The organism is Acidithiobacillus sp. AMEEHan, from assembly GCF_030996345.1.
In the GTDB taxonomy this organism is placed as follows: Bacteria; Pseudomonadota; Gammaproteobacteria; order Acidithiobacillales; family Acidithiobacillaceae; genus Igneacidithiobacillus.
This window is the reverse complement of the sequence record NZ_CP118747.1, coordinates 2405514-2430698: the sequence shown is the minus strand read 5'-3', so window position 1 is coordinate 2430698 and position 25185 is coordinate 2405514. Positions and strand designations below refer to the sequence as shown.

The following is a 25185-nucleotide window of genomic DNA, read 5'->3' as shown; positions in this document are numbered from 1 at the left end:
ATGATAACGCAGCATTATGGCGGCAGCCAGAGCGATCAAGCCCATGTGTTTGCGTAATTTGGGGGATAAAAATTTTTGCAACATTCTCATGATATATAACAATTAACAATTCAGTTTTGACAATGGATGATTATCCTTGTTAGGGTTTGGCTTCACTATTTTTGCCGTGTTCTAAACGGGAGAGATCATGAAGAAGGAAATTATTGTTGGTGTTTTGTCTTCTGCGACTTTGATTTGTGGTAGCACTTGGGCATTGGCCAGTACCGAGATGCCAGCGCAGACGACGCCTGCTGAGCCGATGGTACAATCTCCTGTCAAGCTGCATGTGGACCAGCAGGAGCTGCATCACTTCGCCGCGGCAGTGAAGGAAATTCAACCTATCGATATGCAGGCGCATACCGTCATTTCCAGCAAGAGCATGAGTGAAAAAGAAAAACATCAAAAGCTAGAGGGCTATGACAAGCAAATTACTGCAATTCTTGCGCAGCATCAGCTGACGCCAACAAAATATGAGGCGTTGCTAAAAAAGGCCGAGACCGATCCAGCTTTTGCCAAGCGGACCGAAGCGGCCTTGCACGGCTTGGGATGATCTGCTCAATCTTCGAGGGTGCTGATATCCTGGGTGATTTCCTCACCGCGAGCTTGGGCGCGCAACAGCCGGCGCATGATTTTACCCGAGCGGGTTTTGGGTAGGCTGTCGACGAAGTGGATGTCGTCGGGACGGGCGATGGCGCCAATCAGGTCAGTCACCTGGGCGCGTAACGCCGCGCTCAGTTGATCATGATCGTCTCCCTGGTGGGAGGCCTTGAGGATCACGAAGGCAGATATCGCTTCTCCCTTGATCTCATGCGGAACGCCGACTACGGCAGCCTCGGCGACGGCGGGATGGGAAACGAGGGCAGATTCGATCTCCGCCGTACCGAGGCGATGGCCGGATACATTGAGGACATCATCGATGCGGCCCATCACCCAAAAGTAGCCATCCTTGTCGCGACGGGCGCTGTCGCCGGCAATGTAGTAGCGATTGGCGAACTTCCCCCAGTAGGTCTGCGCGTAGCGTTCGGGATTGCTCCAGATGCCCCGCAGCATGCCCGGCCAAGGGCGATCGATGACGAGATAGCCCCCCTGGTCGGCGGCATGGATTTCCTCACCCTGCTCATTCACCACCTTGGCGGAAATTCCGGGCAGGGGCAGGGCGCAAGAGCCGGGTTTGTTGGCGCTGACACCCGGCAGTGGGGCGATCATATGACCGCCGGTTTCGGTCTGCCACCAAGTATCGACGATGGGGCATTTCCCGCCGCCAATGACGTCGCGGTACCAGATCCAGGCTTCGGGATTCATCGGTTCGCCCACGCTCCCAAGCAATCGCAGGCTGCTGAGATCGTGTTTCTTGACCCAGGCATCGCCCATCTTCATGAAGGCGCGCACTGCCGTCGGCGCTGTGTAGAGGACAGTGATGCCGTGGCGTTCGACCATCGACCAGAAGCGATCGGGTTGCGGGTACATGGGTGCGCCTTCATACAAAAAGACAGTGGCGCCATTGGCCAGTGGACCATAAACCACGTAGCTGTGCCCAGTGATCCATCCGACATCGGCGGTACACCAATACACGTCGTCATCTCTTAGATCGAAAGACCAATGACTGGTGAGCTTCGCCCAGAGCAGGTAACCGGCACTGCTGTGCAGAATCCCTTTGGGTTTGCCGGTACTGCCCGAGGTGTAGAGGATGAAGAGGGGATGCTCCGCGGGGAAGGCGGGGGCAGGACAGTGGGCCGACAGCCCGGCGACTGCCTCGTGCCACCACAGATCGCGGCCGTCGAGCATGTCGATATCGGTGCCGGTGCGCTGCAAGACAATGACCCGTTCCACCTGGTGTTCGTGCTCGCGCAATAGGGCCTGATCGGCATGGCGTTTGAGCGGGACGATCTTGCCACCACGATAGGCGCCATCGGCGGTGAGCAGAACTTTGGCACCGGTGTCCTCCAGACGATCCTTGAGTGCCTCGGCGGAAAATCCACCGAACACCACGGAGTGCACAGCACCGATACGCGCGCAGGCAAGCATCGCCACTACCGCTTCGATAACCATGGGCATGTAGATCACGACCCGATCCCGGCCTCGACCTTCTCGGCGCGCAGGGCATTGGCAAAGAGGTTGACCTCGCGGTGCAGTTGCGCGTAAGTCAGGGTCTTGACGCTGCCATCCTCTCCCTCCCAAATCAACGCTGCCTTGTGCTTCTGCGCTCCGTGCAGGTGACGATCGATGCAGTTTTTTGCGACATTGAGGCTGCCGTCGGCGAACCAGCGGTAGAAAGGCGCCTCGCGCCCGTCGAGCACCTGCGAGAATGGCTGCTCCCAGAGCAGGTGTTCGCGCGCCAGAGCGCCCCAGAAAGCATCAGGATCTCGTTCCGCTTCTGCCTGCAGACGCTGGTATTCGCCATGATCGAGATGCGCCCGGGCGGCGAATGCCTCGGGGACCGGGAAAAGACGCTGGTTCTTCGATGTTTCATGTGGGTGTAGCCTGAGATCCGTTTACGGGATCAGGTAGAGCCATGTTGATAAAGTTCTTGTGGGTACGGGTAGCCACGGGCTTTTGCCTTGGCGGACTGGAGGAGGCTATTGAAGCCTTCCAGAATCCCGTTGGTGAATCTGGCTTCTCGAACCAGCGGAGCACACCATCCCAGTGATTTCATGACGGTGTAGGCGACCTTGACCATTGGCGGTAATCCGCTGTCCTTGACGTTTTCCACCCAGGCCTTGAGCAAGGTGGCGCCCTAGGTGGCGATTCTGGACGGTGAAGATTCTTGGAAGGTCAGGCGAAGCTGATAAGCCTGTGCTGTCTTGAGGTTCTGTTCTTGAGGATCTCCCGGAGCCTGGCGCTTTGCTTGGCGGAGAGCTTTCCCGGGTCTTGAGCCAAAGCCAGCGGCTCTTTTTCAGGTCTGGTTGGGAGAGGGCTTCCCCCTTGCGTACGGCATCTACGGCCTCATTGACGAGCTTCATGAGGTGAAAGCGATCGAAGGTGACCTGGGCGTTGGGCAGGTGTTCTGCGGCCCCTTTTGGAAGGCTGGCGAGAGGTCCATGCTGACCTCCGTAATGGCCTCGGCGCTGCCGCCATGGGCCTGCAGATCTTCGGCGAACTGCGCAAAAGTCTCGGCATCCTTGCCGGGTGTGGCAAACAGCAGGCGCTTCGCCACGAGGTCCACAAACAGGGTGATGTAATCATGGCCGCGCCGGCTGCTCGTCTCATCGATACCGACGGAATGGACCTCTGACACTGTCCGCGGCCTCGCGGGCCTTGGCGACGTAATGATCGAGCACCCGCCAGAGTCTGGTCCGTCTCCCGCACTAGGCGGGAGACCGTCAACACGGGCATCTCCCGGACCATGGCCATGACTAGAGCCTCAAAGAGCAGCGTGAATCCCGAGCCTTCCGCGCCCAAGGGACGGATACCAAATGCACGCCGTGTTCCGGGCAATGGACCCGTGGTACGCGGGCATGGAGATAAGCCGCATGCTGGAAGAAGTCGATGGTGACGCCAGACCTTCTCCTGGGTGTCATAGACCGGGCAGTCCTGGCCGCAGACCGGACAGGGAACTGACTACCCCTTGGAAGTTCACATGCAGGTCCAGGCGCCTTTTCCTCCACCGTGAACCGCACATCGTCCACCATCCACGGCGGAACCACCCCAACGCCAGAGTGAACAGTTGATTACCTTTGTCCATCCTTATCCTCAGCTCGCTGCCCTTCCATAAAGCAATCATACCGCCTTACCCACTCAATGTGTCGGGAGCCAAGACGCTCTTCGTTGAGATGGGAATCGATAGATTGAGTCATGATCGTCGTCATCGCTGCTGCTGGCTTATGGAGCGATGGTAAGACCTCTGCCGGCAACTGGCAAACGGGAGCGGACTGCAGCAATTCACTGGGTCACGCAGAGCTGGACACCTGCTCTGCGATGCTTCGCAGGATTCTTTTGCGCAGCTGCTCCTCCGCAAGCAGCAGTTTCTGCGGGGAGGCGAGGCAGGCTGATAATGCCCGACTACCGATACCAAATCCCCATAATGCAAAAGGTGAAACAAGTGCTTCGCATTTTTATAGGGCATTTCTACGCATCCGGCGCTTTGTGGCCAGCCATAACTCTTGCGCGGGTAGAAGTGGATCGCTCGGCCATCGTAAAAGTAATTGACAAATCGGACGTTGGGAGCGACATATTTCTGCCAGTAGACCAGATGACCGTGATAATGTCCGCGTTGATCTGGCGATAGGCTGAGATATTTTGTCTTCGTGACGCGGATGGGAAAAGTGCCGTGCATCGTCGTGTCGGCAAGGCGCTGATAGACTGGCCAAGTCCCATCTGGCGTAGACTGTAACACGCCGGTGTTGACCACGGAATGATATCCCCAGTGACCCGCCAATGCAGGTCAGTTGCCGAGGAGGGCGGCACTTGCCAGATCCGCAGCTGCTCGGGATGATGATCTTTGCGAACCTCGACCCACTGAAACGGATAGGGGTTGTAGGGGATATGCCCCGCCTTCAGCCGAGCAATCAGGGTGGCATTCGCCCGTCCCCGGGAGATGCCATTGGTGGGCAGGATCTTACTGACTCGTTCAAATTGAATGACTCCGCTGCGGAATTCCGGGTTCAATGCAGAATAGCCCCAGCGGTTCGATAAATCCTGCAATTTTTGTGGAACGGAAACATCCCAGGCGGCGACCGTGCGTAGCGCGCCATAGCGTCCCATATAAGTACCATAGACCACATGAACGTAGCCGTAGCGCGCCAGTTGTTGCCACACCCACTGCCAGGCATTGGCGTTGCTCGCAAGATTTCCTGCGGCAAAACTGTTGCTGGCGAAACCTCCCAGCACTGGCAACAGGCACAGGGTCAGCAGGCGCCTGCGAAGCAGGCCAGATGTTGCAGGCAAAGCCAAGGCTCAGAGTCCACCCTGATATTTTAGGGATACTTCATGACATTGCGGACAAACGAATACTCGCACCGCCATTTTCTTCTCAAAGGCCTCTTCTGCGTCATCGGCGATTTGCCCGCCGACCAACGCGGCGCCTGCCCCAAGAATTCCAGTCAACCCGCCCATGCGGATTCCGTGCGAACCCATGTCCTGCATGGCGCTTTGACAGGCCGGGCAGTTGACAGCTGGCATTTCTTCCTTTCCGAATCCAAACATAGCGGCGTTCCTTGGGGTTATGAATGACGATCTGTTGACCATTTTGGATGCAGATTGGTTCCCTTAGATCGATCTTTGTCTTGTGCGTTGTCGCCAACCCTGATCCAATGGCCTCCATTGTTGGGGAGAGTGATGGAGATAGCGAAGCAATATTCGATAGGTATCGGTATCGAAGCTGGCCGAATCCGCGAATTGTTCTATTACTCCGTTATCTTCTCGTACGATTCCCATATGACACCAGTGATCAAAAACATGGAGAGAGGCGCTATTGTCCTCCTCGGGAATGCCGATGGGCCCAGAAAAAGGCCAATGTTGGATTTGCAAAATCTGCATGGCGGCAGATAGACGTTCATCGTGCTCCGCCGCAGATTCCTGGCCGGCACATACGCCACGACAGCGTTTGATTTGAAAACCAAAACAGGCGCCTTTGCCTTTTTGCAAGCCCAAGCGGATATCGCAAAGTCCCCATTCTTGTGCCAGACGCTTGAGTGCGGCCTTCGCGCTGCGGCGATTGGCGAAAATTCCGTGGCAGACCCCTGGCCGAATCTCTTCGCCGCAGCGGATCTGTGGTGCAGCGCTCCCTGGGCCGGCCCAAACGATGGTGCATAGCTCCTTTTTTCTGCGCAACTGGCGGTTGTAGAGAGGATTTCTTTCTTTCACCAGACGCGATTCCAGCAGCAGTGCGCCCAACTCGCCCTGCGTTTCCAGCCATTCAATGCGCTCCACCTGCTGCGCAATCTGCATTTCGCGGTCGTGGCGGAAATCATTACGGAAGTGCTCCAGGACTCGTTTGCGTAGGTGGATGCTCTTGCCAATGTACAAAGGAATCTCACCGCTCCCAAAAAACAGATAGACTCCCGGCCGATTGGGAATACTGCGAAGGAATTCTGCATCCAGATTGGGAGGTAGACATTCCTGCTCCCATTGCAGTTTGCAGGCTTGCACGACCTCGGGCAAACGCTCGTCGGCGAGGCGGCGGAGAAATTCCGCAACGACTCGCGCATCGTCCAAGGCACGATGACGATTGCGGCAGGGGATTTCCAGTCGATCGATGATGGCGTCCAGACCATGTCGCGTTTCTTGGGGGAAAAGTCGCCGCGAGAGTTTGACGCTGCATATCGCCTTCGCTTGGAAAGGGATCTCAACGCGCTGGAAGGACTGGCGCAAAAAAGCGAGGTCGAAGCGTGCGTTGTGGGCGACCACGATGTGCCCCTCTAAGCGGAGCGCCAGGCTTGCAGCGATTTCCTCAAAGCGTGGCATATCGCGGAGCATATTGGGATGAATCCCCGTCAACTGCGTGATGTAGGGGGAAACGGGGCAACCGGGATTGAGTAACTGCGCCCATTGCTGCGGCTCTTGCCCAGGCGTAAGGGTCACCATGCCGATTTCGAGAATGCGGTCCTGCTGGGGGCGCCCGCCAGTGGTTTCCAGATCCAGGCAGACGATGGGTTGTTCCAGTTCAGCGAGCAAACGATTGAGCGAGGTGGAAAGATGTTTCATGGGTCCATTCTATTGTGCTTTGCGAGGATCTTCATAGGCTGCGGTTGACAGGAGAGGCGTCTTCTGGAATAGTACGCCGACCAGAAATTGGGGCTATAGCTCAGCTGGGAGAGCGCTTGAATGGCATTCAAGAGGTCAGCGGTTCGATCCCGCTTAGCTCCACCAAACCAAAGGATCCGGAAAAGTTCCGGATCCTTTTTCTTTAGCGGTACCAAAGAATCGCGTTGTTTTCGAGGGGCACCTGACAAAGCGGATGCTGCGCAACGATCCGTGGGGTGTAGTCGGAAACCGGACGACGCTTGGCGATGTTGCAGCGATAATTGTAGCTGTTGACGGCGCCAGTGAGGGTCTCGGAGCGCTGCATTGGATGCAGTTCCGGGCCGGCTCCCTCGAGACCATTGGCAAACAACTCTACCTTGATCATTTCCGCGGGGATGTCGTCCAGGTACGTATGTATCTGGAACTGATATTCCTCGCCGATTTCCTCAACGTGCAGTTCGCCAAAACGCAGGCCGTGCCAATGCGCCTTCAGATGGTTCTGCCAAGCGCAGATACTCTGCAATTGTTCCAGTGAAGAACGTTGGCGCAGCCGCCTGGCGGCGGGTAGGTAGAGTTCTTCGACGTACTCCTGGAGCATGCGATGGCTGCTGAAGCGCGGAGTGAGCTCTGCCATGCTGGTGCGGATCTTTTCCACCCAGGCGCAGGGACAGCCGCTCTCGTCACGGCCTTGATAAAAAAGCGGAGCGATTTCTTGCTCAATGGTCTGGTAGAGCTGTTCGGCCTCTTGCCGATCCCAGGCCAAATCGGCATCGTGTTCGTGGCGGTCGCCCAGGGCCCAGCCGACCGCGTCGCTATAGGCTTCTGCCCACCACCCGTCCAGTTCGGAAAAATTCAGACCGCCATTGACGAGAACTTTCATGCCGCTGGTGCCACTGGCCTCCCAGGGGCGTCGGGGCGTATTGATCCACACATCCACCCCTTGCACCAGTTGTGCCGCCACGAGCATATCGTAGTCGGCAATGAAGACGACCTTGTGGAAGAGGTCGGGATGGCGGCGGAGAAACTGGGTCCATTCCTGGATCATGGCCTTGCCGTCACCGTCCCGTGGGTGCGCCTTACCGGCGATCAGGAGTTGCACCGGATGACGGAGATCACTAAGGATGCGATACAGGCGTTCCGGATCACTGAGCAGCAGATTGGGACGCTTGTAGGCGGTGAAACGGCGGGCAAAGCCGATGGTCAGGGTGTTGGGGTCGAGAACGAGGGCGGCGGCATCGATTTCTGTCTGTGGACGATGCGCCATGGCCAGCTGTCGTTGCAGGCGGTTGCGGGCAAATTCGATGAGTCCTTTGCGCCCTTGTGCCCGCAGTTGCCAGATTTCCGCATCGCTCACGTTGCGAAAGTGTACAGCGATTTGCTGTAAATCACCCAGCCAGCGCTCAGTGCCGCAGTGTTTTGTCCATAGGGCATCGGCCTCAGCATTATCCCAGGAGGGAACATGGACGCCGTTGGTAATGCCGCATACCGGGATTTCATCGGCCGGCCAACGAGGAAAAAGTGGTTGAAAAAGATGTTGGCTCACTTTCCCGTGCAAGGCACTGACGCCATTCACGTGGATGCTGCCGTGGATGGCCAGCCAGGCCATGTTGAAAGGCTCCCGGGGGTCATCCGCATTGGCCCGGCCGAGCGCCAGGATCTGCTGCAGGTCAACGCCAAAGATCTTGGGTGCGCCTTCGATATAGCGGGAGATGAGTTCCGGCGCGAAGCGGTCGAAGCCAGCCGCTACTGGCGTGTGCGTGGTAAAGACGTTGCCGGCGCGGGTGGCGTTCAAGGCACACTGGAAGTCGCTGCCATGATCGCGCATATGACTATGGATGCGCGCCAGGATGGCGAAGGCGGCATGCCCTTCGTTCAGATGACAGATCTCTATCTCCATGCCGAGATGGCGCAGCAGCAGCCAACCGCCCGCGCCCAGGCAGATCTCTTGCTGCAAACGCATTTCTGGGCCACCGCCATAGAGTTCGGCGGTAATACCCCGGTCGGCGGGGCTGTTGAGGGGATCGTTGCTGTCCAGAAGATAGAGCGGGACGGTACCGACCTGGGCCTGCCAGGCACGCAGGATGACGGTACGACCGGGAAAGGGCAATTCAATACGAAGCCACTGCCCTTCCCGATCGCGCACCGGGAGAACGGGAAGTTGGGTAGGATCGTTGTAGGGGTAGAGCTCCAGTTGGCGGCCACAGTCGTCGAGACTTTGCCGGAAATAGCCTTGCTGCCAGAGGATGCCGATGCCGACCATGGGTACGCCCAGGTCGCCCGCAGTTTTCAGCACGTCGCCAGCCAGAATCCCGAGACCCCCGGAATAGATGGGTAGGGCCTCGGAGAGACCGAACTCCATGCTGAAATAGGCGACGCGTTGCAGCTGTGCCGCGGGGACATTTTTTTGAAACCAGCTTTCCCGACGGCTCTCCTGGCGGTGGTATTGCAATTGCGTCTGCAGCTGAGCCAGGAACGCCTCGTTGCTGGCCAAGGCATCGAGTTTGCCTGCATCCAGATTCTGCAGCAGCAACCAGGGGTTGCGGGTCCGGCTCCAGAGTTCTCCATCGAGTTGCTCCCAGAGGACGTCGCTGTGATAACTCCAAGACCAGCGCAGATCCAAGGCCAGTTCGATGAGCCCGTCCAGTGCCTCCGGCAGTTGGGGCAAGACATACGATGGGGTGATATTCATGCGCGTCCTCCGGCTCCGCTACCTCATTGTAGACCATTCGCCCATCCGCAGCGGCGAACTATACTGACAAGTATATAATTGGATCAGGAGGTCAGATATGGGTGAGACAGTGGTGGATCTGCTTTGTATTGGGGCCGGCGGTGCGGCGTATCCGGCGGCGTTTCGTCTGGCGCGGGTTGGACATCGGGTACTCATGGTCGACCCCAAAGGCGTGATGAGTGGCAACTGTCTCTATGAGGGCTGTGTGCCATCCAAGGCGGTACGGGAGATGGCGTCTTTGGCTGGCGCGCTGGGGCGCTTTGGTACGCAGCTTGGGCTGGCTGAGCGGCTGGCGCCGGACTATACGGCCATCGTGCAGCACAAGGACCGGGTGCAGGAACGTCGCTATGCCCAGCACGCACAGGAGCTTGCTGCACAACCCGGTATCGAGCTACGCAAGGGGGTGGCACGCATTCTGGATCCCCATACCGTGCAGATCGATGATGAGCGCGGTAGCGAGAAAATCCAGTGCCATCACATCCTGATTGCCAGCGGTTCAGACGTTTTCGTACCTCCCATTCCCGGGGCCGAGCATTGTCTGACCAGTCATGATCTCTATAAACCGGATCCCGTCCTGCGCAATTTGCCCAAGCGCCTGATCGTAGTGGGTGGCGGCTATATTGGCCTGGAAACGGCGTCTTTCTTTGCCGAGCTGGGTAGCCAGGTGACGCTCTTGCAGAAGGGCGGACAGATCCTGAACGGCATGGACCCGGGCATGGTGGCCCTTCTCCAGCCGTTGTTGCCGGCGGCGCTGCGGATCCTGACCGATGTCGATGTGCAGCGCATCGAGGCCCAAGGTCCGCTGCGTCGGGTGGTTTGGCAACGGTCCGGGCAGGAGGAAAGTGCCGAGGCGGAGGCGGTGCTGCTTGCGGTGGGGCGTTCCCCAGTGATTCCCGAGGGTTGCGAAGGGATCGGTATCGAATTTGACCGACACGGCATCCGCGTTGGGCCTTCCCTGCAGACCCGCTATCCGCATATCTACGCCGCCGGTGACGTCAATGGTCGGGTGCCGCTCTTTCATGCAGCGGTACGGCAATCTCTGGTTGCCGCCCATAATATCCTGGGCGGCAATCAGCCCCTCGATTACGCGGACTTCTACAACGTGCCAACGACGATCTTCACCCTCCCGGCCGCGGCCTATATCGGCGTTACCCCAGCCAAGGCCGAAGGACGCGAGCTATTGGTGGGCCGCTATGATTTCGCCGAAGACTCCCGGGCGCAGATCCTGGAGCGCCTGGAGGGAGAGATTCGCTTGTTCTTCGAGCCTTCCTCCCTGCGCCTGCTGGGGGCTGGATCGTCGGCATCGATGCCGGTAGCCTTATTGGGCAGATGGGAACGGCGCTAAGCCTGGGGGCGACGGCCTATGATCTCGCCCGTTTTGCCGACCAGCATCCTATGTCCGCCGAGGGCATTGGCAAGGCCGCCCGTAGCCTCTTCTGAGGCGCTAAGCGGCCGCGTTGTCAGCGGATGGCCGGACGGACGAAGGCCTGGGCGCCAGCGTAGGTGGCGGCAGTGCCCAATTCTTCTTCGATGCGCAGGAGCTGGTTATACTTGGCGACGCGCTCGCCGCGGCAGGGTGCACCGGATTTGATGTGACCGCTGTCCAGGGCCACGGTGAGGTCGGCAATGAAATCGTCGGTGGTTTCCCCGGAGCGATGCGAAACGAAGGCCCCCCAACCGTGGAACTGGGCCAGTCGCGCGGCAGCGAAGGTCTCGCTGACGGTGCCGATCTGATTGAGCTTGATGAGCACGGAATTGGCGATGTTGTCCCTGATCCCGCGGGCGATGATCTCCGGGTTGGTGCAGAAGATATCGTCGCCCACCAGCTCGATGCGACTGCCCAGCCGCGCGTTGAGTTGTTTCCAGGAATCCCAATCGTCCTCGGCCAGGCCATCCTCCAACAGCACGATGGGATAGTCATCCACCAGCTTGCTGTAGTATTCGATCATCTCTTCGCTGCTGATGGCACGCTTTTCGGTGTGCAGCTGATACAAGCCATCTCGATAAAATTCCGAAGAAGCCGGGTCGATGGCGATGCCGCAATCCTTCCCCGGGACGAAGCCGGCCTTTTCAATGGCAGCGACGAGCAGATCCAGGGTTTCGTGGTTAGACTGCACCGCCGGGGCAAAGCCGCCCTCGTCGCCCACGCCAACGCTCAGGTGTCTTTCCAGAAGCAGACTTTGCAGGGCGTGATAGACCTCCGCGCCCCAGCGGATGGCTTCGCGGAAAGAATCGGCGCCAAAAGGCACCAGCATGGTTTCCTGAAAATCCGCCCCCTGCCAGTGGGCATGGACGCCGCCGTTGAGGACGTTGAGGCAGGGCACCGGCAGGCGGGAGGCAGCAGGGCCACCGAGATAGGCATAGAGGGGCAGATCCTTGCTCTCGGCGGCAGCGCGGGCGCAGGCCAGGGATACGGCGAGCAGGGCATTGGCCCCCAGGCGAGATTTGTTGGCAGTCCCATCCAGGCCGAGCAGGGTATCGTCGATCATTTTTTGGGCGCTCGCGTCCAGATCGATCAGATTGGGGGCGATCTCTTCTTCAATGTGCTCGATGACTTTCCGCACCCCTTTGCCAGCAAAGCGTTTGGGGTCCTGGTCGCGCAACTCCAGGGCCTCGCGGCTGCCGGTTGAGGCACCCGAGGGCACCGCGGCCCGTCCGCGGCTGCCATCGGTCAATAAGACCTCCGCTTCGACGGTGGGGTTGCCGCGCGAGTCGAGAATTTCGCGAGCGGTGATGTCTTCAATCAGGCTCTCCATCATTGTCTCCTTGCTTTGGGGGGAATCGGATACCGCGAGGTCGATGATCTCCAATCTATTGGTGCCACCCGGGTGACCTTGGCTTGGACCCTGAGTGAGAATGATGTGGCCCTGTTGCCAGCCGTTGTCGAGCAGCCAGCGGCGTATGGCGCTTTCCCAGCTGCCAGAGCCTGGGTCGAGTAAGATCGGGTAGACCCCCGAGTAAAAACACAGACGCTGACAGGTTGCCGGGTGACGGCTGGGGGCAAGGATCCAGGTCGGCGGCCGCAGGCGCGCGATGCGCGCTGCGGTAGCCCCGGTTTCCGTGGGGGTGACGATGAACTGCGGCTTCAACATTGCGGTTGCCGCGTGCACGTCGCAGGCGATCACCGCTTCCACGGCTGCCTTTTCACTCTTTTGACAGCTGAGCTCTCGGGCGTTGAAGCCCGAGCCTTCGATGTCGGCAGCGATGCGCGCCATCATGCGCACGCTTTCGAGCGGATAGTTGCCCATGGCCGACTCCTCCGAGAGCATCACGGCGTCGCTGCCATCGAGGATGGCGTTGGCGACGTCGTTCACCTCGGCGCGGGTGGGACGGGGGTTGTTGACCATCGACTCCAGCATCTGTGTGGCGGTGATGACTGCCTTGCCGGCAGCGCGGGCACGGTGAATGAGTTCTTTCTGCTGTCGGGCAATGCTCTGGATCGGGATCTCCACCCCCAGATCGCCGCGCGCCACCATAATCCCATCGCAAGCCGCGAGGATTTCTGGCAGATTGCGGAGGGCGCGCTGACGCTCGATCTTGGCCACCAGAAACGGCTCCTGACCCTGTTGCGCGGCTATACGACGGGCCTGCTCCAGCTCGGCGGCCGACTCGACGAAGGAAACGCTGATCCCATCCACCTCCAGAGGCAGAATGGCGCGCAACAAGTCCTGGTCGTGCGGCGTGAGCGCAGTGCCGGCGAGCAGCAAGCCGGGCAGATTGACGCCCTTGTGGGAGCGCAACTCGCCGCCCACCACAACGCGGCAGTGCAGTATCCCCTGTTCCTCTGTTTCGACGCGCAAATGCAGGAAGCCGTCGGCCAGGAAGACATCATCTCCCTTGCGCAAAGGACGCGCGAGTTCCGGCAATTCCAGAGGCAAATAGGCCTGCCCCTGCTCTTCGTGGTAGGGTCCCGCCCCCAGACGCAGACGTTGACCTTTTTTGAGCTGGAGGGGCTGCGGCAATGCCCCGATGCGAATCTTGGGCCCCGGCAGATCCGCGAGGATGGCTACCCGTTTGCCGATCCGCGCGCTGGCGCTACGGATGCGCTGGATGCGTTGGGCATGCTCGGGGATGCTGCCATGGGCGAGATTGATGCGTGCGACGTCCATGCCGGCCCGCAGCATGGCCTCGAGGACGGTGACGCGATCAGAGGCCGGACCGATGGTACAGACGATCTTGCTTTTCTGGCGCGGCAGATGACCCATGCGCGCTCAGCCCTCGTGCAACAATGCCAAGGCATGGTCCAGGCCGCGATCCTCGACCACCAAGCTGTGAATGGCCCGGCACAGGGCGACAGCTTCTGGTTGACTGCGTTGGTGGACATTGCGGCCAGTGGCACAGCCCGCCGTGTGCCCGTCGCGCAGTTGCTCGTCCAGACGGCGGACGAAGTCCGCACTGCTGACTTCCGAGCCCCCGGCACAGACCAGCTGCGTGCGTCCGGCGGCGGCAACCGCTTCGCCCAATAGCTTGGCCTCGGCCTCACCTTGGGCATTCAGTGGTGGGTTGACCTTGACGAAATCCGCACCCAGGCAGGCGACCAGCCCAGCGGCCCCGGCAATCAGATGTGGATCGTGTTCCCGTTTACCCACCGCTCTTCCGCGCGGATAGGCCCAGATCACCGCCAACAGACCGAGGCTATGGGCATCGTGGATGAGTTGCGCGGCCTCCGTCAACATTTCCGCTTCAAATTCCGAGCCAGGATAGATGGTGTAGCCCACACCCACGATCGTCACCCCGGCATGCTGCATGAACTCCTTGACCTGCGCCATGCTTTGCCACTGACGACTGCGGGGATCGTGTTCGGCGCCGGAAAGCAGATGGGTCTTGCTGTTGAGCTTGAGCAGGTACGGAATCTCGGGGTAGTCCCCTCCATACTGCGCCACCAGTCCGAGCTGGGTGGCGAAGCAGCCAATGGGCGCCTGGCTGGCAATGCGAAAAAGATGTTCTGGATCGGCGTCCGCGGCGGCGACGTTACCGCCCACGAAATCATCATTCAGATGTTCGACCTTCTGGTCACCAGCCATCAGGAACAATCGGCCGGAGCCTTGGGTAATCCGTTCATAGTTTTCCTGCCAGCGTCGGCTGGCCTCCCGGCTGATACCAATGGGAGCTTTGCGTTGCTGTTGCATGGCGTTCTCCTTTCAGGGTACGAGATTCTCCACCTCGATCTGCCGCAGAAGTGGGTCTAGATCGTTGTGGGTGAAAATGCTGGTGCCCGGCTGTGCCGCCGTCGCACTACCGCAGGCGACGGCAAGGCGCAGGGCTTCCTCCGGACGTTGCCCTTGCGCGAAAGCCGCTACCAGCCCGGCGACCATTGAATCGCCAGCGCCAACGGTGGAGCGGATTTGGATGCGTGGCGCATTGGCGAAGAAGCTCTGCTCGGAGCCGATGAGCAGGGCGCCCTCGCCACCAAGGGAGACACAGACGTAATCGATGCCCTGTTGTTGTACCTGGCGGGCCGCGGCGATCATCTCCTCGCGAGTGCTCAGACTTTTGCCGCTAAGTTGGCGCAATTCATGGGCGTTGGGCTTGATCAGAAACGGTTTGGCGGCGATGCCCCGTTGCAGGGCTTCGCCGTTGGCGTCGAGGATGACCCTGGCCCCTTGCTGCCGCAGCTGTTCGATGAGCTGCGCATAAAAATCCGCCGGCACGCCGGGGGGCAGGGAACCGGTGAGCACGGCAATGCCAATGTCGGCCAGACTGCAGACCTTGCTGCGCACCTCTTCGAGAACCAAGGAGGAAAGCAGCGGACCCTGTCCCGTCACCTCGTACTGCACCGCGGGGTCTTGTTGCAGTAGGGTGGCATTGATCCGCGTTTCGCCGATCACTTCCACACAGTGGGGATCGTCCAGGCTGTGGCGCAACAACGTTTGCAGGAGGCGGCCCACATGTCCGGCGACCACGCAGCAACTGTGCGCACAGACGAAGAGCTCTTTCAAGGCACGCGCAACGTTGATGCCATTACCACCGGGATCGAAGCGAGTACTGCTGGCATGGGTTTTTTGATCGGGGAGCAACTGCGCAAATTCATAGCTGACGTCCACCGCCGGATTCAGGGTCAGGGTGACGATGTTGGCACAGGGATGGCACTCGGCGTTTTGCGGGCTCATTTGGACTTCTCGGCATAGTGCAGGAGGGCGGCCAGGGCGGCGGAAACCAGGCGTGCGCGCGGGGGATCGGCACGTGAGGTGAGGATGATCGGCACCTTGGCCCCCATGACAATGCCCGCCAGGCTGGCATGGGCCAGATATTCCAGATCCTTGGCGAGGATGTTGCCGGAAACCAGATCCGGCACGAGCAGGATATCCACCTCGCCAGCGACCGGACTAGAGATTCCTTTGACCTCGGCTGAATGGGCGGAGATGGCATTATCGAAGGCCAGGGGCCCATCGACGATGGCGTGCTGGATCTGCCCACGCTCTGCCATTTTGGCCAGGCAGGCGGCATCGACGGTGGAAGCGATGGCGGGATTCACCGTCTCCACTGCGGACAACGCCGCTGCCTTGGGCTGCTCGACACCGAGGATCCGGGCGAGATCGATGGCGTTTTGCAGAATCGCTGCCTTGCTGAGTAGGTCCGGGCTGATGTTGATCGCCGCATCGGTGATGAGCAAGGGTTTGTGGTAGCTTTCCAGCTCGGCGACAAAGATGTGGGACAAACGGCGATCGGTGCGCAGTTTGGCGAGGATGGGATGGAGAAAGGCATCGCTGTGGATGTGGCCTTTCATGATGGCCGCCGCTTCGCCGCGTTCGACCATCTGTACCGCCTCTTCCGCTGCCGCCTCACTGCTTGGGACGTCAATAATGCGAAACGATGGACAGTTACCAGTCTCCTGTCGCAGATTCTCCAGCAATGCACGGATCTGTTGCGCGCTACCCAACAGAATGGGCTCGATGATGCTTTGTGCCCTGGCGGCACAGGCCGCTTCCAATACTTCCCGTTGGCCGGCATCCACCACCGCCACCGGAATGTCGTCGAGCGGCGCTACCTGCTGCAAGATCGCGTCAAAATGAGAAAACGGCATGTGAATCTCCGATGTGCTCACCAATAAGCTCCCCTACTTTGAGCATTTCAGCCTTCCAGCTGACGTGAGCGCAATGGCAGGCTTCCATGGTGCTCCTCCAAAGTCAGACCGTGGCCTTCCACGCGGAAAGTATAGGTCAAAATTCCCCCGAGCAGACTGAGCAGCGCCAGCCCGAGCAGGAGCAGCTCTACGCCCAGATCGTGTTGCAGTATGGGCAGCAAAAAGACGGCCAGGGTAGCCCCGATTTTGGCGAAGGCAGCGGCAAAGCCCGATCCAAGGGCGCGGACCTGGGTCGGATACATCTCGGTAGGCAAGATGAAGGTGGTCGCATTGGGCCCGACGGTCATGGTGAAATTGTAGACGGCAAAGCCCAGAAACAGCGCAACAAAGGACCAGTGCGCCGTCGTCGCCAGCCAGAGCAGCAGCAAGCCCAGGGTCATCCCCCAAAAACCCTGGATCTGCATCTGCATCCGTCCAAAACGGGGGACGAGCCAGAGGGCAGCCACGGCGCCGGCGAGGAGAAAGAAATCCACCTCTGCCGTGTGCAGGGTGTTGACCCAGTCTCTCTGGGAGGCCGAAAGATCCGGCGGCAGGAAGCTCATCGAGGCAAGCAGGATCGGAGTGAACAGGCCGATCCCGTAGGTCGTCATATCCATCAGAAACCAGGGAAGAGTGACCAGTGAGCTGCGCCGACGATATTCCTTGGTAAACAATATCTGCCAGGCAGGCTTGGCAGCGACTGGAGTCTTGCTTACCTCATGGATACGATGGCCCAGTTCTCTGCCCATCCGCTGTAATTCTGTGGCGCGTTGTGGCGCAAAACGGGTAAGCTCCGCTACGGCGATCTGATTGTGGCCGTGCGCCATCAACCAACGTATGCTCTCGGGTAGTCGCCACCGACCCAAAAAGTAGGGCAGGGCGATGGCGGCCTGCCAAGCCATGAGCCAACGCCAGGCGGTACCGCTGCCGTCTATCAGCAGCAGGGCGATCCCGGCGCTGAGCAGCATGCCCAAGGGTTGCAGAGCCATTGACGCGGCGAGCATGCGCCCGCGATGGTGTTGCGGCATGAACTCAGAAATATAGCTGCTCCCTACCGGAAAATCGCCGCCCACGGCAATCCCGAGAACCAGCTCTCCCAGAAGCAGAAGAGTGGCGTTAGGCGCGAGACTGAGCCAGATCCCTGCAAGCAGGAGGCCCAAGGCATTGGCGATGAGCAGCGGCCGGCGGCCAAAACGATCGGCCAAGTGCCCGCTCAGCAACGCGCCGATGACCGTGCCCCCCATCAGGCTCGCCGCTGCCAGGCCCATGCTGCTGGGATGAAGATGGAAAGGCGTGTGTAACAGCGGCAGGCTGATGCCGAGTACCATCATGCTCACGCCACTCAGTAGCGGACCGGCGGTTGCCAGCAGCCAGAGGCGGTAATGTCGCGATGACAGGTGGGCCTGGTCGAGGATCCCTGCCATTGCTTGATGGTATGGATGGACTTCGGTGACGCGTTCCTCTTTCATGAAGGGAGCATACGGCGCACTCCCTGCGTCGGCAATGCGAGACTAGAGGCCGGGAATGCTGGTGATGCCGCCGTAGACCCCAAGTCCGGCGCTGGCGCCGCCTAAAACCAGAACCACCCAAAAATACCAGCCGCGCAGGCGATGCTCGTCGGGGAGCGCCTTGAACGCCAGAGCAATCAGGAAGCCCAGCACCAGCGGGAGCAAAAGCGCATTCATGACCTCTACCGCGATATCCAGGCTGACCAGATCGGGAATGAAGATCACCGCGATGGTACCCGCCAGTAATACCAGGGTGTAGGTGCCATAGAACCAGGGTGCCTCCTTGGGATGATGCTCGAGGGAATGCTTGAAGCCCGTGACTTCGCCCCAGCCCCAGGCCGCCGCCAGGGTGGCAACGATGGCGGCAATCATGCCGGCGCCGACGATGCCCAAAGAGAAGACGATGCGTCCCCAGGCCGTCCCGAGAAAGGGCGTAATGGCCTCTGACAACTGTTGCACGGTATTCAGGGAGGCATTGGGATTGGACATGCCAATAGTTGCAGCGGTTGCGATCAATACCGCGGCCATGATCAGCTGGGTGATTACCGAACCGATGGCGGTATCCCAGCGGGCATGAGGGTAGTCCATCGGGCGTAGCCCCTTGTCGGCAACGGCCGATTGCTGGTAGAAGATCATCCAAGGCATGATGACGGCGCCGATGTTCGCTGCCACCAGCATCATGTAATTGCGGTTGCCGAGCTCCACTTGGGTGAGGCCGTGTAACAGGCTCTGTAGATCGGGATGGGCGGCCCAGGCGATACCAAAAAAGACCACTTCAAAGGCCCCAAAAATCAGGGCAATTCGCTCTACCCGGCGGTACGAGCCAGTAATCACGATCAACCACAGTGCGCTGGCGCCCAGAACCACCCCCAACGCTCGCGGTAGGCCAAACAGCTCACTTACCCCCGCCAGACCAGAAAATTCCGTAAGTAAAGCGCCAGCGCTGGCAATGCTCAGTCCGGTTACGGAAACATAAGCCCAGTGCTTGCCAAAGGTCTCGCTGATCAGCTCCCCATGACCTTTGCCGGTAAAGATCCCCAGGCGAACCGTCAGCTCCTGTACCACATAGAGGATGGGCATCAAAATCAACTGCAAGAGCAGCAGTCGGTAGCCCCATTGCGCACCGCTCTGCGCCGCAGTGATGACACTTCCCACATCGGTGTCCGCCAACATCACCACCAGCCCGGGTCCCAGCACGGCAAGAAAGGTGCCTAATCGGTGTTTTTTGGGGAGGGGTAGACCGCTCTGTGCGATTGCCATGCTCTGCGAACCTCTTCTATCGTAGAAATGATAACGCGAATGATTATCACAAAAGAAGAAAAAGTCAATGTCTACGGCTGCCGTCGCTGCTTTCTTACACTTTTTCCAGATCCTCCAGACTTTTTTGCCGGGGTTCGACGCCGTAGCGCCAGGTCACCCAGACCGCAAGAAGAGAAATAGCCGCTAGCAGAACCAGCAGGCGGGGGAGACCCCAAGTTTTCTCCAGGGAGGGGAAGAGAAGGGCGGAGAGGAGGGCGCCGGCACGGGAGATCCCCGTGGCCAGGCCGGCGACGCTGGCGCGGTATTCGGTGGGAAAAAGCTCTGTGGCGAAAGCAAAGACGGTGACGCCAGGCCCGATTCCCACCCCTAGGGCGTAGATCGCAGAGGCTACGTAGATGCCGCTCAGCCAGTTCTGCGCGGCGGCCAGCGCAAACAACAACAGGCCGGCGGTCATGAAGAGAAACCCGGTGCTTTGCAGCGGAACCCGGCCCCAACGGTCGATCCGGGGCATCATATAGCCGATGCCCAGCAGCGAGATACAGAGGATGCCGGCGTTGATGGCCGCTGCTGCCGCGTCACTCGGCGCAAAGCCGCTGCTGCGCAGCACCAGAGGGAAATACAGTCCAATCCCCAGTCCGACCACATCCAGACAGAACCACGGGAAGATGCTCAGAAACAGGCGACGCAACCACGCCTTCTGTATCAGAATCCGCCAGGAACGGGACGGTGCAGCAAAATCCCGCAGCATCGCCTGTCGTTCCGCGGTAGTACTTTCTGGGTGCAGTTGCAGCAGAGCCAGGTCCGCTTGCGGCATCCTCTCGTGGCGCACCAGCCAACGTGGCGACTCCGGTAGCCCGCGCCGTAGCCAAAGGAGCGCCAAGGCGGGTAGGGCAGCGCTGCCCAACATCCAGCGCCAGGAGTCGCTGCCGATGAACAGCAATGACCAACCAATGGCAGTGGACAACAGAGCACCCACGTACCAGGCCATGTTCACCCTTGCGAAGCGATTTCCGCGCAGAGCCGACGGAGTATATTCGGCGACGATGGTGGCGACCAAGGATAGTCCAGACCAATGGCGATGCCGGTGAGCAGGCGTCCGGCGAAGAGCATGCTCAGGTTGGGGCTCAGGGCGCTGAGCAAGGCCCCGCCAATATACAGCAGCATATTTGGAGTGAGGAGTCCTCGCCGTCCAAAGCGGTCGGTGAAAAATCCGCCAAACAATCCCCCGAGCAACGAGCCGATCAGGGCCATGCCCATGAGCAGTCCGGTTTCTGCGGCATGCAGGTGCCAAGCACTGTGCAGCGGCAGAAGCACTACAGCCATGATGCTGAGATCGTAGCCATCCAGAAGCATGCCCAGCATTGCTGCGCCCAAAGCACGACGCACGCCAACATCCTGATGTGGGGTACTGGAATAGCGAGACATGAGCGACTACCAGTTGGCGCCATGCTTATGGCGAGGGCCGTTGTTGTAACACAAAAGCATGGGCTCCTCGACACATTGAGTGGGTAAGGCGGTATGATTGCTTTATGGGAAGGGCAGCGAGCTGAGGATAAGGATGGACCAAGGTAATCAACTGTTCACTCTGGCGTTGGGGTTGGTTCCGCCGTGGATGGTGGACGATGTGCGGTTCACGGTGGAGGAAAAGCGCCTGGACCTGCATGTGAACTTCCCAAGGGGTAGTCAGTTTCCCTGTCCGGTCTGCGGCCAGGACTGCCCGGTCTATGACACCCAGGAGAAGGTCTGGCGTCACCTCGACTTCTTCCAGCATGCGGCTTATCTCCATGCCCGCGTACCACGGGTCCATTGCCCGGAACACGGCGTGCATTTGGTATCCGTCCCTTGGGCGCGGGAAGGCTCGGGATTCACGCTGCTCTTTGAGGCTCTAGTCATGGCCATGGTCCGGGAGATGCCCGTGTTGACGGTCTCCCGCCTAGTGCGGGAGACGGACCAGCGACTCTGGCGGGTGCTCGATCATTACGTCGCCAAGGCCCGCGAGGCCGCGGACATGTCAGAGGTCCATTCCGTCGGTATCGATGAGACGAGCAGCCGGCGCGGCCATGATTACATCACCCTGTTTGTGGACCTCGTGGCGAAGCGCCTGCTGTTTGCCACACCCGGCAAGGATGCCGAGACTTTTGCGCAGTTCGCCGAAGATCTGCAGGCCCATGGCGGCAGCGCCGAGGCCATTACGGAGGTCAGCATGGACCTCTCGCCAGCCTTCCAAAAAGGGGCCGCAGAACACCTGCCCAACGCCCAGGTCACCTTCGATCGCTTTCACCTCATGAAGCTCGTCAATGAGGCCGTAGATGCCGTACGCAAGGGGGAAGCCCTCTCCCAACCAGACCTGAAAAAGAGCCGCTGGCTTTGGCTCAAGAACCCGGGAAAGCTCTCCGCCAAGCAAAGCGCCAGGCTCCGGGAGATCCTCAAGAACCAGAACCTCAAGACAGCACAGGCTTATCAGCTTCGCCTGACCTTCCAAGAAATCTTCACCGTCCAGAATCGCCACCAGGGCGCCACCCTGCTCAAGGCCTGGGTGGAAAACGTCAAGGACAGCGGATTACCGCCAATGGTCAAGGTCGCCTACACCGTCATGAATCACTGGGATGGTGTGCTCCGCTGGTTCGAGAGCCAGATCACCAACGGGATTCTGGAAGGCTTCAATAGCCTCCTCCAGTCCGCCAAGGCAAAAGCCCGTGGCTACCGTACCCACAAGAACTTTATCAACATGGCCTACCTGATCCTCGGTAAACTGGATCTCAGGCTACCCACATGAAACATCGAAGAACCAAAGCATGGGCATGGCGTAGACGAATCCCCCCGGATTAGTGGAGGCCATCTTCCGTTTCTTGAGAGGAGCGTGTCTTCCATGGTCCACGGTGATGAATGACCTCCCCAATTTGTAGAGTCCGTTGACGGTCTCAGCGAACGGGATGTCGTAGGAGTCTCCTTTGCTGCCGACGGCGACTGCTACGGCGGGCTTGGTTATAGATTACAATAAGCGTTTTCTATGGCTTCTTGGGGATGCTCGAAAAAAGGTGATGCTCTTTAGAAAGCTGAGAAATAAACCTTTTTCATGGGTAAATAAAAATATGTCAATTATCCTTCTTAAGCTTACATATCCCAGTTTTTTCCACCGAGTTTTTTGATGTGAATATTGTGCGCTAGTCGAATCGACGGGCGAATCAACAATTGCGCGCTGCCGATGACGAAAAGCCAGACGCCAGCTGTTTCTGTCGCGGAGTAAAAGAAGAAAATACTACCAATCAGAAATAAGAAACCAATTATGAAATCGTTAACGATACTTAATGTTTCGTAACGACGATCAATGACAAGGGTATCGCGTTTGCCAAGAGAGAAATCCAGGCAATCATCCTGCTGATTATCGATGGCAGCCATTGCATCTCCGTTTTTACGACCGAAATTGGAACCCTACTACGAGTTATGGGAAACTGTCAAAACGCTTTGCCACGAACATTGCCTCTGGGCAGGATGGTCGTGGCGTACAACGTGCGCCGCCTAGCCTTTACTGGGGGCGTAATGCGCCCAGAGTCCAGGTGTTTGGGCTAAAAAGCCCAAAGCAAGGAAGAAAAGTTCCGCAAAACGGCCATTCCTTGCCTCGTGCGCCGTTGTCACCACGCTAGCTCTGATTTTTAGGGGTTGATCTAGGTTCCTCTTTGTACTCTTGGTCATGGCAGCCTCCACGCACGGTCTTGCAAGTAGAGTATTCCAATCCTATCTTGGAGAAGATTGGAAACGAGCTGAACTTTCCGGAATTCGACTTGTCCCAAGCAACGGAATCATGCGATCACGGAGACTGGAATGTTTTTATTTTATGCCCTGTTCATCATCCTTCCACTACTTTGGTTTGCCGCCATGTTCGCCGGAATGAAAAGCACTTATGCCAAAGAAGATTCGAGCAAGTAGCAGAATAAAGACAAATGGTACCTGTGCTTCTATGAATATATTCTCTCAAGTTACAGAGATTTTCGGAATCACCGTTGGCGTCTTTGTATTTGTTCTTCCTATGAGTAACGTAGCACTATACTTCTGGGATCGAGTAACAGACCGTCACAAAAGGAACCTCAGTGCGAGATAGCTTCCCGCCACCGTTTCTCTGCAACCTGTCAGACTGAAGCGCAACGGATTTTGACAGGTGATAACCAGAGATTGCGATGTCTGTCAGGAGGATGTGGATCTGCCAAAAAACTAGCGGCAAGCAGACTGATTACCAGCGGCGTGCCATTAGCCGCGATGGAGAGAATGCATGAGAGATTGCACCTGCCCTGCGAAGAGAATGCCTGTTGGGGACACCGGAAATCCCATGTACTGCAAGGACCCTGCCGTCCACGTATTACAGGTGTGTAGCGCGTCATAAGTCCGCCACGAGCGAAAAAACTCACCTCCCGGATACCAGGGCTCTTTCTTGGGAAAGCCATGCGCATGAAGCGGCTCGTCGAGGGAACCAAGAATATACTGAGTCAAGCGTAAAAAGCGGGCGTGACTGACCTGTAATGGGAATAAGCGAACCTGAGGAAGCAATTGCGTAGGCCAATCCGGAGAACGAAGTCCTTGAATCAAGACCACGCTTTTGGACGGAAGTAACGCAGAAAGTCCGGTCAAAACTCCGGGGTTTTGCGCCATATAAAAACTACGGTTTCCCCATCCAATCAAGAGCTCTTGATCGGAGCTAAACCAGTGCTGCAGTACCGGAGCAACTTCGAGAAATGACTTGGCCGGAACTGCCCACCCAGTATGCCAGCCAGTATCGAGCACAAAGATATGTATTTCTTTCCCGGTAGTGGCCTGTAACCCAGCTGGATCATAAAGCTTCGAAGATAAGGGATTTCTTGCGGAAAAGGAAGCGGGTGCACAGGCTGTCAAAGAAAGAGCCAGAAGTGCCAGGAGAAAATATCGTAATGATCTACGCAAGGCTATGAATCCATAGAATTAGATGACTGCTCGACACCAAGATCCTGGGTTAGGGCTCTATTCAGGCTATCGGTTCCATCCATGCTGCTGTTTTCGGGAGGTAGTGAGCAATGCCTTCCAAAATACCAGCGGCGTAATTCCCGTTCATTCCCAGGAATCCGCCCTTGGCAAGGTAGAGGGTATCGCGTAGGTCGGAGGCTGATGCCAACCGAAGCGCCTGTTCCCGAACATCAGGGTGGGCGTTGGCCACCAAGACTGAGTTGATATGACTACCCAAAACCTCCAAATCATTGCCTGAATCGCCCGCAAAAACTGTTTGATCTATAGAATATCCGTGTTGGTGGACGAGAAACTCTATGGCGTGCAGCTTACTGGCGCTGCAAGGTAGGATATCCAGCAAACGTATATTAGCCAGTTCATCGACGGACCAAATCAGCTTGGCATTTACGCCCAAGCCCCAAAGTCTTTGCAAAATTTCCTCTTCGAGAGCCGCATAATCCAGGTCAAGAGCTAGATAATAACTTACCTTGAACATACCCTGCTGTGCCGTTGGTTGGAGGCTGATGGCAGATATGTTGGCAAGCTCTTTGGTGATATCACCATGGGTCATCCCCCCCAATCTGGAGCGATTTCCGCAGCCCAATGTTGCCATGGACGCCATTTGTCATCCGTCAAGGCGTAGATACTCGTTCCTACATCACCGATGATGAACTGTGGCATGGGTAGCTGCCAGTAGTCGATGGCTTCCGTGACGAGGTCCAAATGACGCCCGGTCACCATGATCAACTGCACTGCAGAATGCGCGCACAGACCCCGGAAACGGGGTCGTGCCTCTGGGCTTTCCAAAGAAATGCCATTTGGGATCAACGTTCGATCCAGATCGCAACACAGCAATACCGACTGCCTTTCTTTCTCTGGTCTATCCATGCTACCGGTCTCCCATTCGGGGTCTTGATCATTTCCTGACATTTCCT

The 25185-nt window shown here is 58.3% G+C and carries 20 protein-coding genes, 1 tRNA gene and 3 pseudogenes; 4 read left to right on the top strand and 20 right to left on the bottom strand.

Features of this window, described 5'->3' with window-relative positions:
* Window positions 1-187: 187 nt before the first annotated feature.
* Entirely contained in the window at window positions 188-589 is a 402-nt protein-coding gene (locus ORD17_RS12325) for a DUF4168 domain-containing protein (RefSeq protein ID WP_308388779.1), read from the top strand.
* Window positions 590-594: 5 nt separating this feature from the next.
* On the opposite strand, the gene acs is transcribed toward ORD17_RS12325, so the two are convergent.
* From acs to ORD17_RS12290, 7 genes and pseudogenes are all read right to left on the bottom strand, one after another.
* On the bottom strand, window positions 595-2094 hold the full coding sequence (gene acs, locus ORD17_RS12320; protein ID WP_308390104.1) for an acetate--CoA ligase: 1500 nt from the start codon (window positions 2092-2094) through the stop codon (window positions 595-597).
* Window positions 2095-2099: 5 nt separating this feature from the next.
* The gene (locus ORD17_RS12315; RefSeq protein ID WP_308390103.1) at window positions 2100-2378 is read right to left on the bottom strand and encodes an acetyl-coenzyme A synthetase N-terminal domain-containing protein; all 279 of its coding nucleotides are present in this window, start codon (window positions 2376-2378) and stop codon (window positions 2100-2102) included.
* 161 nt (window positions 2379-2539) lie between these two features.
* Window positions 2540-2764, bottom strand: coding sequence for a transposase (locus tag ORD17_RS12310; RefSeq protein WP_308388778.1), 225 nt, complete (start codon window positions 2762-2764; stop codon window positions 2540-2542).
* Window positions 2765-2945: 181 nt separating this feature from the next.
* Window positions 2946-3202 (bottom strand): annotated as a pseudogene (locus ORD17_RS12305) (transposase); the annotation flags it as partial.
* Between the two features lie 639 nt (window positions 3203-3841).
* On the bottom strand, window positions 3842-4372 hold the full coding sequence (locus tag ORD17_RS13525) for a L,D-transpeptidase (RefSeq protein WP_374693414.1): 531 nt from the start codon (window positions 4370-4372) through the stop codon (window positions 3842-3844).
* 560 nt (window positions 4373-4932) lie between these two features.
* Window positions 4933-5181: a hypothetical protein gene (locus ORD17_RS12295; protein WP_308388776.1), complete on the bottom strand. Its 249-nt coding sequence runs from the start codon at window positions 5179-5181 to the stop codon at window positions 4933-4935.
* Window positions 5182-5244: 63 nt separating this feature from the next.
* Entirely contained in the window at window positions 5245-6681 is a 1437-nt protein-coding gene (locus ORD17_RS12290; protein WP_308388775.1) for an exonuclease domain-containing protein, read from the bottom strand.
* 89 nt (window positions 6682-6770) lie between these two features.
* Here ORD17_RS12290 and ORD17_RS12285 point away from each other — a divergent pair.
* Window positions 6771-6846: transfer RNA gene (locus ORD17_RS12285), tRNA-Ala, on the top strand.
* A 37-nt stretch (window positions 6847-6883) separates the two neighbouring features.
* On the opposite strand, the gene glgP is transcribed toward ORD17_RS12285, so the two are convergent.
* On the bottom strand, window positions 6884-9409 hold the full coding sequence (gene glgP, locus ORD17_RS12280) for an alpha-glucan family phosphorylase (protein ID WP_308388774.1): 2526 nt from the start codon (window positions 9407-9409) through the stop codon (window positions 6884-6886).
* A 97-nt stretch (window positions 9410-9506) separates the two neighbouring features.
* Here glgP and ORD17_RS12275 point away from each other — a divergent pair, with 97 nt between their 5' ends.
* Window positions 9507-10793, top strand: coding sequence for a dihydrolipoyl dehydrogenase (locus ORD17_RS12275; RefSeq protein WP_308388773.1), 1287 nt, complete (start codon window positions 9507-9509; stop codon window positions 10791-10793).
* Between the two features lie 115 nt (window positions 10794-10908).
* On the opposite strand, the gene eno is transcribed toward ORD17_RS12275, so the two are convergent.
* The 8 genes and pseudogenes from eno to ORD17_RS12235 all read right to left on the bottom strand — a co-directional run bounded on the left by eno (window position 10909) and on the right by ORD17_RS12235 (window position 20602).
* Window positions 10909-12204 (bottom strand): phosphopyruvate hydratase, encoded by a 1296-nt coding sequence (eno, locus tag ORD17_RS12270; RefSeq protein ID WP_308390102.1) that lies wholly within the window; start codon window positions 12202-12204, stop codon window positions 10909-10911.
* Window positions 12205-12252: 48 nt separating this feature from the next.
* A pseudogene (pyk, locus tag ORD17_RS12265) lies at window positions 12253-13653 on the bottom strand (pyruvate kinase); the annotation flags it as partial.
* Between the two features lie 6 nt (window positions 13654-13659).
* Complete coding sequence (locus ORD17_RS12260) at window positions 13660-14577, bottom strand: aldolase (RefSeq protein WP_308388772.1); 918 nt, start codon at window positions 14575-14577, stop codon at window positions 13660-13662.
* Window positions 14578-14589: 12 nt separating this feature from the next.
* Window positions 14590-15558, bottom strand: coding sequence for a 1-phosphofructokinase (gene pfkB, locus ORD17_RS12255; RefSeq protein WP_308388771.1), 969 nt, complete (start codon window positions 15556-15558; stop codon window positions 14590-14592).
* The gene (locus ORD17_RS12250) at window positions 15555-16493 is read right to left on the bottom strand and encodes a bifunctional enoyl-CoA hydratase/phosphate acetyltransferase (protein WP_308388770.1); all 939 of its coding nucleotides are present in this window, start codon (window positions 16491-16493) and stop codon (window positions 15555-15557) included. The genes pfkB and ORD17_RS12250 overlap by 4 nt, the downstream gene beginning before the upstream one ends.
* Window positions 16494-16519: 26 nt before the next feature.
* On the bottom strand, window positions 16520-17980 hold the full coding sequence (locus ORD17_RS12245) for an MFS transporter (RefSeq protein ID WP_308388769.1): 1461 nt from the start codon (window positions 17978-17980) through the stop codon (window positions 16520-16522).
* A 42-nt stretch (window positions 17981-18022) separates the two neighbouring features.
* Complete coding sequence (locus tag ORD17_RS12240) at window positions 18023-19279, bottom strand: divalent metal cation transporter (protein ID WP_308388768.1); 1257 nt, start codon at window positions 19277-19279, stop codon at window positions 18023-18025.
* Window positions 19280-19373: 94 nt separating this feature from the next.
* A pseudogene (locus ORD17_RS12235) lies at window positions 19374-20602 on the bottom strand (MFS transporter).
* Between the two features lie 235 nt (window positions 20603-20837).
* Here ORD17_RS12235 and ORD17_RS12230 point away from each other — a divergent pair.
* Window positions 20838-22055, top strand: coding sequence for an ISL3 family transposase (locus ORD17_RS12230; protein WP_014003049.1), 1218 nt, complete (start codon window positions 20838-20840; stop codon window positions 22053-22055).
* Window positions 22056-22393: 338 nt separating this feature from the next.
* On the opposite strand, the gene ORD17_RS12225 is transcribed toward ORD17_RS12230, so the two are convergent.
* The 4 genes from ORD17_RS12225 to ORD17_RS12215 all read right to left on the bottom strand — a co-directional run bounded on the left by ORD17_RS12225 (window position 22394) and on the right by ORD17_RS12215 (window position 25180).
* Window positions 22394-22678: a YrhK family protein gene (locus tag ORD17_RS12225; RefSeq protein ID WP_308388767.1), complete on the bottom strand. Its 285-nt coding sequence runs from the start codon at window positions 22676-22678 to the stop codon at window positions 22394-22396.
* 846 nt (window positions 22679-23524) lie between these two features.
* Window positions 23525-24055 (bottom strand): DUF2459 domain-containing protein, encoded by a 531-nt coding sequence (locus ORD17_RS13520; RefSeq protein WP_374693413.1) that lies wholly within the window; start codon window positions 24053-24055, stop codon window positions 23525-23527.
* Window positions 24056-24272: 217 nt separating this feature from the next.
* Window positions 24273-24821, bottom strand: a complete 549-nt coding sequence (locus ORD17_RS12220; protein WP_308388766.1) for an HAD family hydrolase — start codon at window positions 24819-24821, stop codon at window positions 24273-24275.
* A complete protein-coding gene (locus ORD17_RS12215) occupies window positions 24818-25180 on the bottom strand; it encodes an HAD family hydrolase (protein WP_308388765.1) in 363 nt (120 codons plus the stop codon). Before ORD17_RS12215 ends, ORD17_RS12220 begins: the two co-directional genes overlap by 4 nt.
* Window positions 25181-25185 lie beyond the last annotated feature (5 nt).

Coding starts and splice junctions, on each gene's coding strand:
- ORD17_RS12220 (WP_308388766.1), bottom strand. CDS start 24,821: ATGACCCATGGTGATATCACCAAAGAGCTTGCCAACATATCTGCCATC.
- ORD17_RS12245 (WP_308388769.1), bottom strand. CDS start 17,980: ATGAAAGAGGAACGCGTCACCGAAGTCCATCCATACCATCAAGCAATG.
- acs (WP_308390104.1), bottom strand. CDS start 2,094: ATGCCCATGGTTATCGAAGCGGTAGTGGCGATGCTTGCCTGCGCGCGT.
- ORD17_RS12215 (WP_308388765.1), bottom strand. CDS start 25,180: ATGTCAGGAAATGATCAAGACCCCGAATGGGAGACCGGTAGCATGGAT.
- pfkB (WP_308388771.1), bottom strand. CDS start 15,558: ATGAGCCCGCAAAACGCCGAGTGCCATCCCTGTGCCAACATCGTCACC.
- ORD17_RS12240 (WP_308388768.1), bottom strand. CDS start 19,279: ATGGCAATCGCACAGAGCGGTCTACCCCTCCCCAAAAAACACCGATTA.
- ORD17_RS12275 (WP_308388773.1), top strand. CDS start 9,507: ATGGGTGAGACAGTGGTGGATCTGCTTTGTATTGGGGCCGGCGGTGCG.
- ORD17_RS12290 (WP_308388775.1), bottom strand. CDS start 6,681: ATGAAACATCTTTCCACCTCGCTCAATCGTTTGCTCGCTGAACTGGAA.
- eno (WP_308390102.1), bottom strand. CDS start 12,204: ATGGAGAGCCTGATTGAAGACATCACCGCTCGCGAAATTCTCGACTCG.
- ORD17_RS12225 (WP_308388767.1), bottom strand. CDS start 22,678: ATGGCTGCCATCGATAATCAGCAGGATGATTGCCTGGATTTCTCTCTT.
- glgP (WP_308388774.1), bottom strand. CDS start 9,409: ATGAATATCACCCCATCGTATGTCTTGCCCCAACTGCCGGAGGCACTG.
- ORD17_RS12295 (WP_308388776.1), bottom strand. CDS start 5,181: ATGTTTGGATTCGGAAAGGAAGAAATGCCAGCTGTCAACTGCCCGGCC.
- ORD17_RS12325 (WP_308388779.1), top strand. CDS start 188: ATGAAGAAGGAAATTATTGTTGGTGTTTTGTCTTCTGCGACTTTGATT.
- ORD17_RS12260 (WP_308388772.1), bottom strand. CDS start 14,577: ATGCAACAGCAACGCAAAGCTCCCATTGGTATCAGCCGGGAGGCCAGC.
- ORD17_RS12230 (WP_014003049.1), top strand. CDS start 20,838: ATGGACCAAGGTAATCAACTGTTCACTCTGGCGTTGGGGTTGGTTCCG.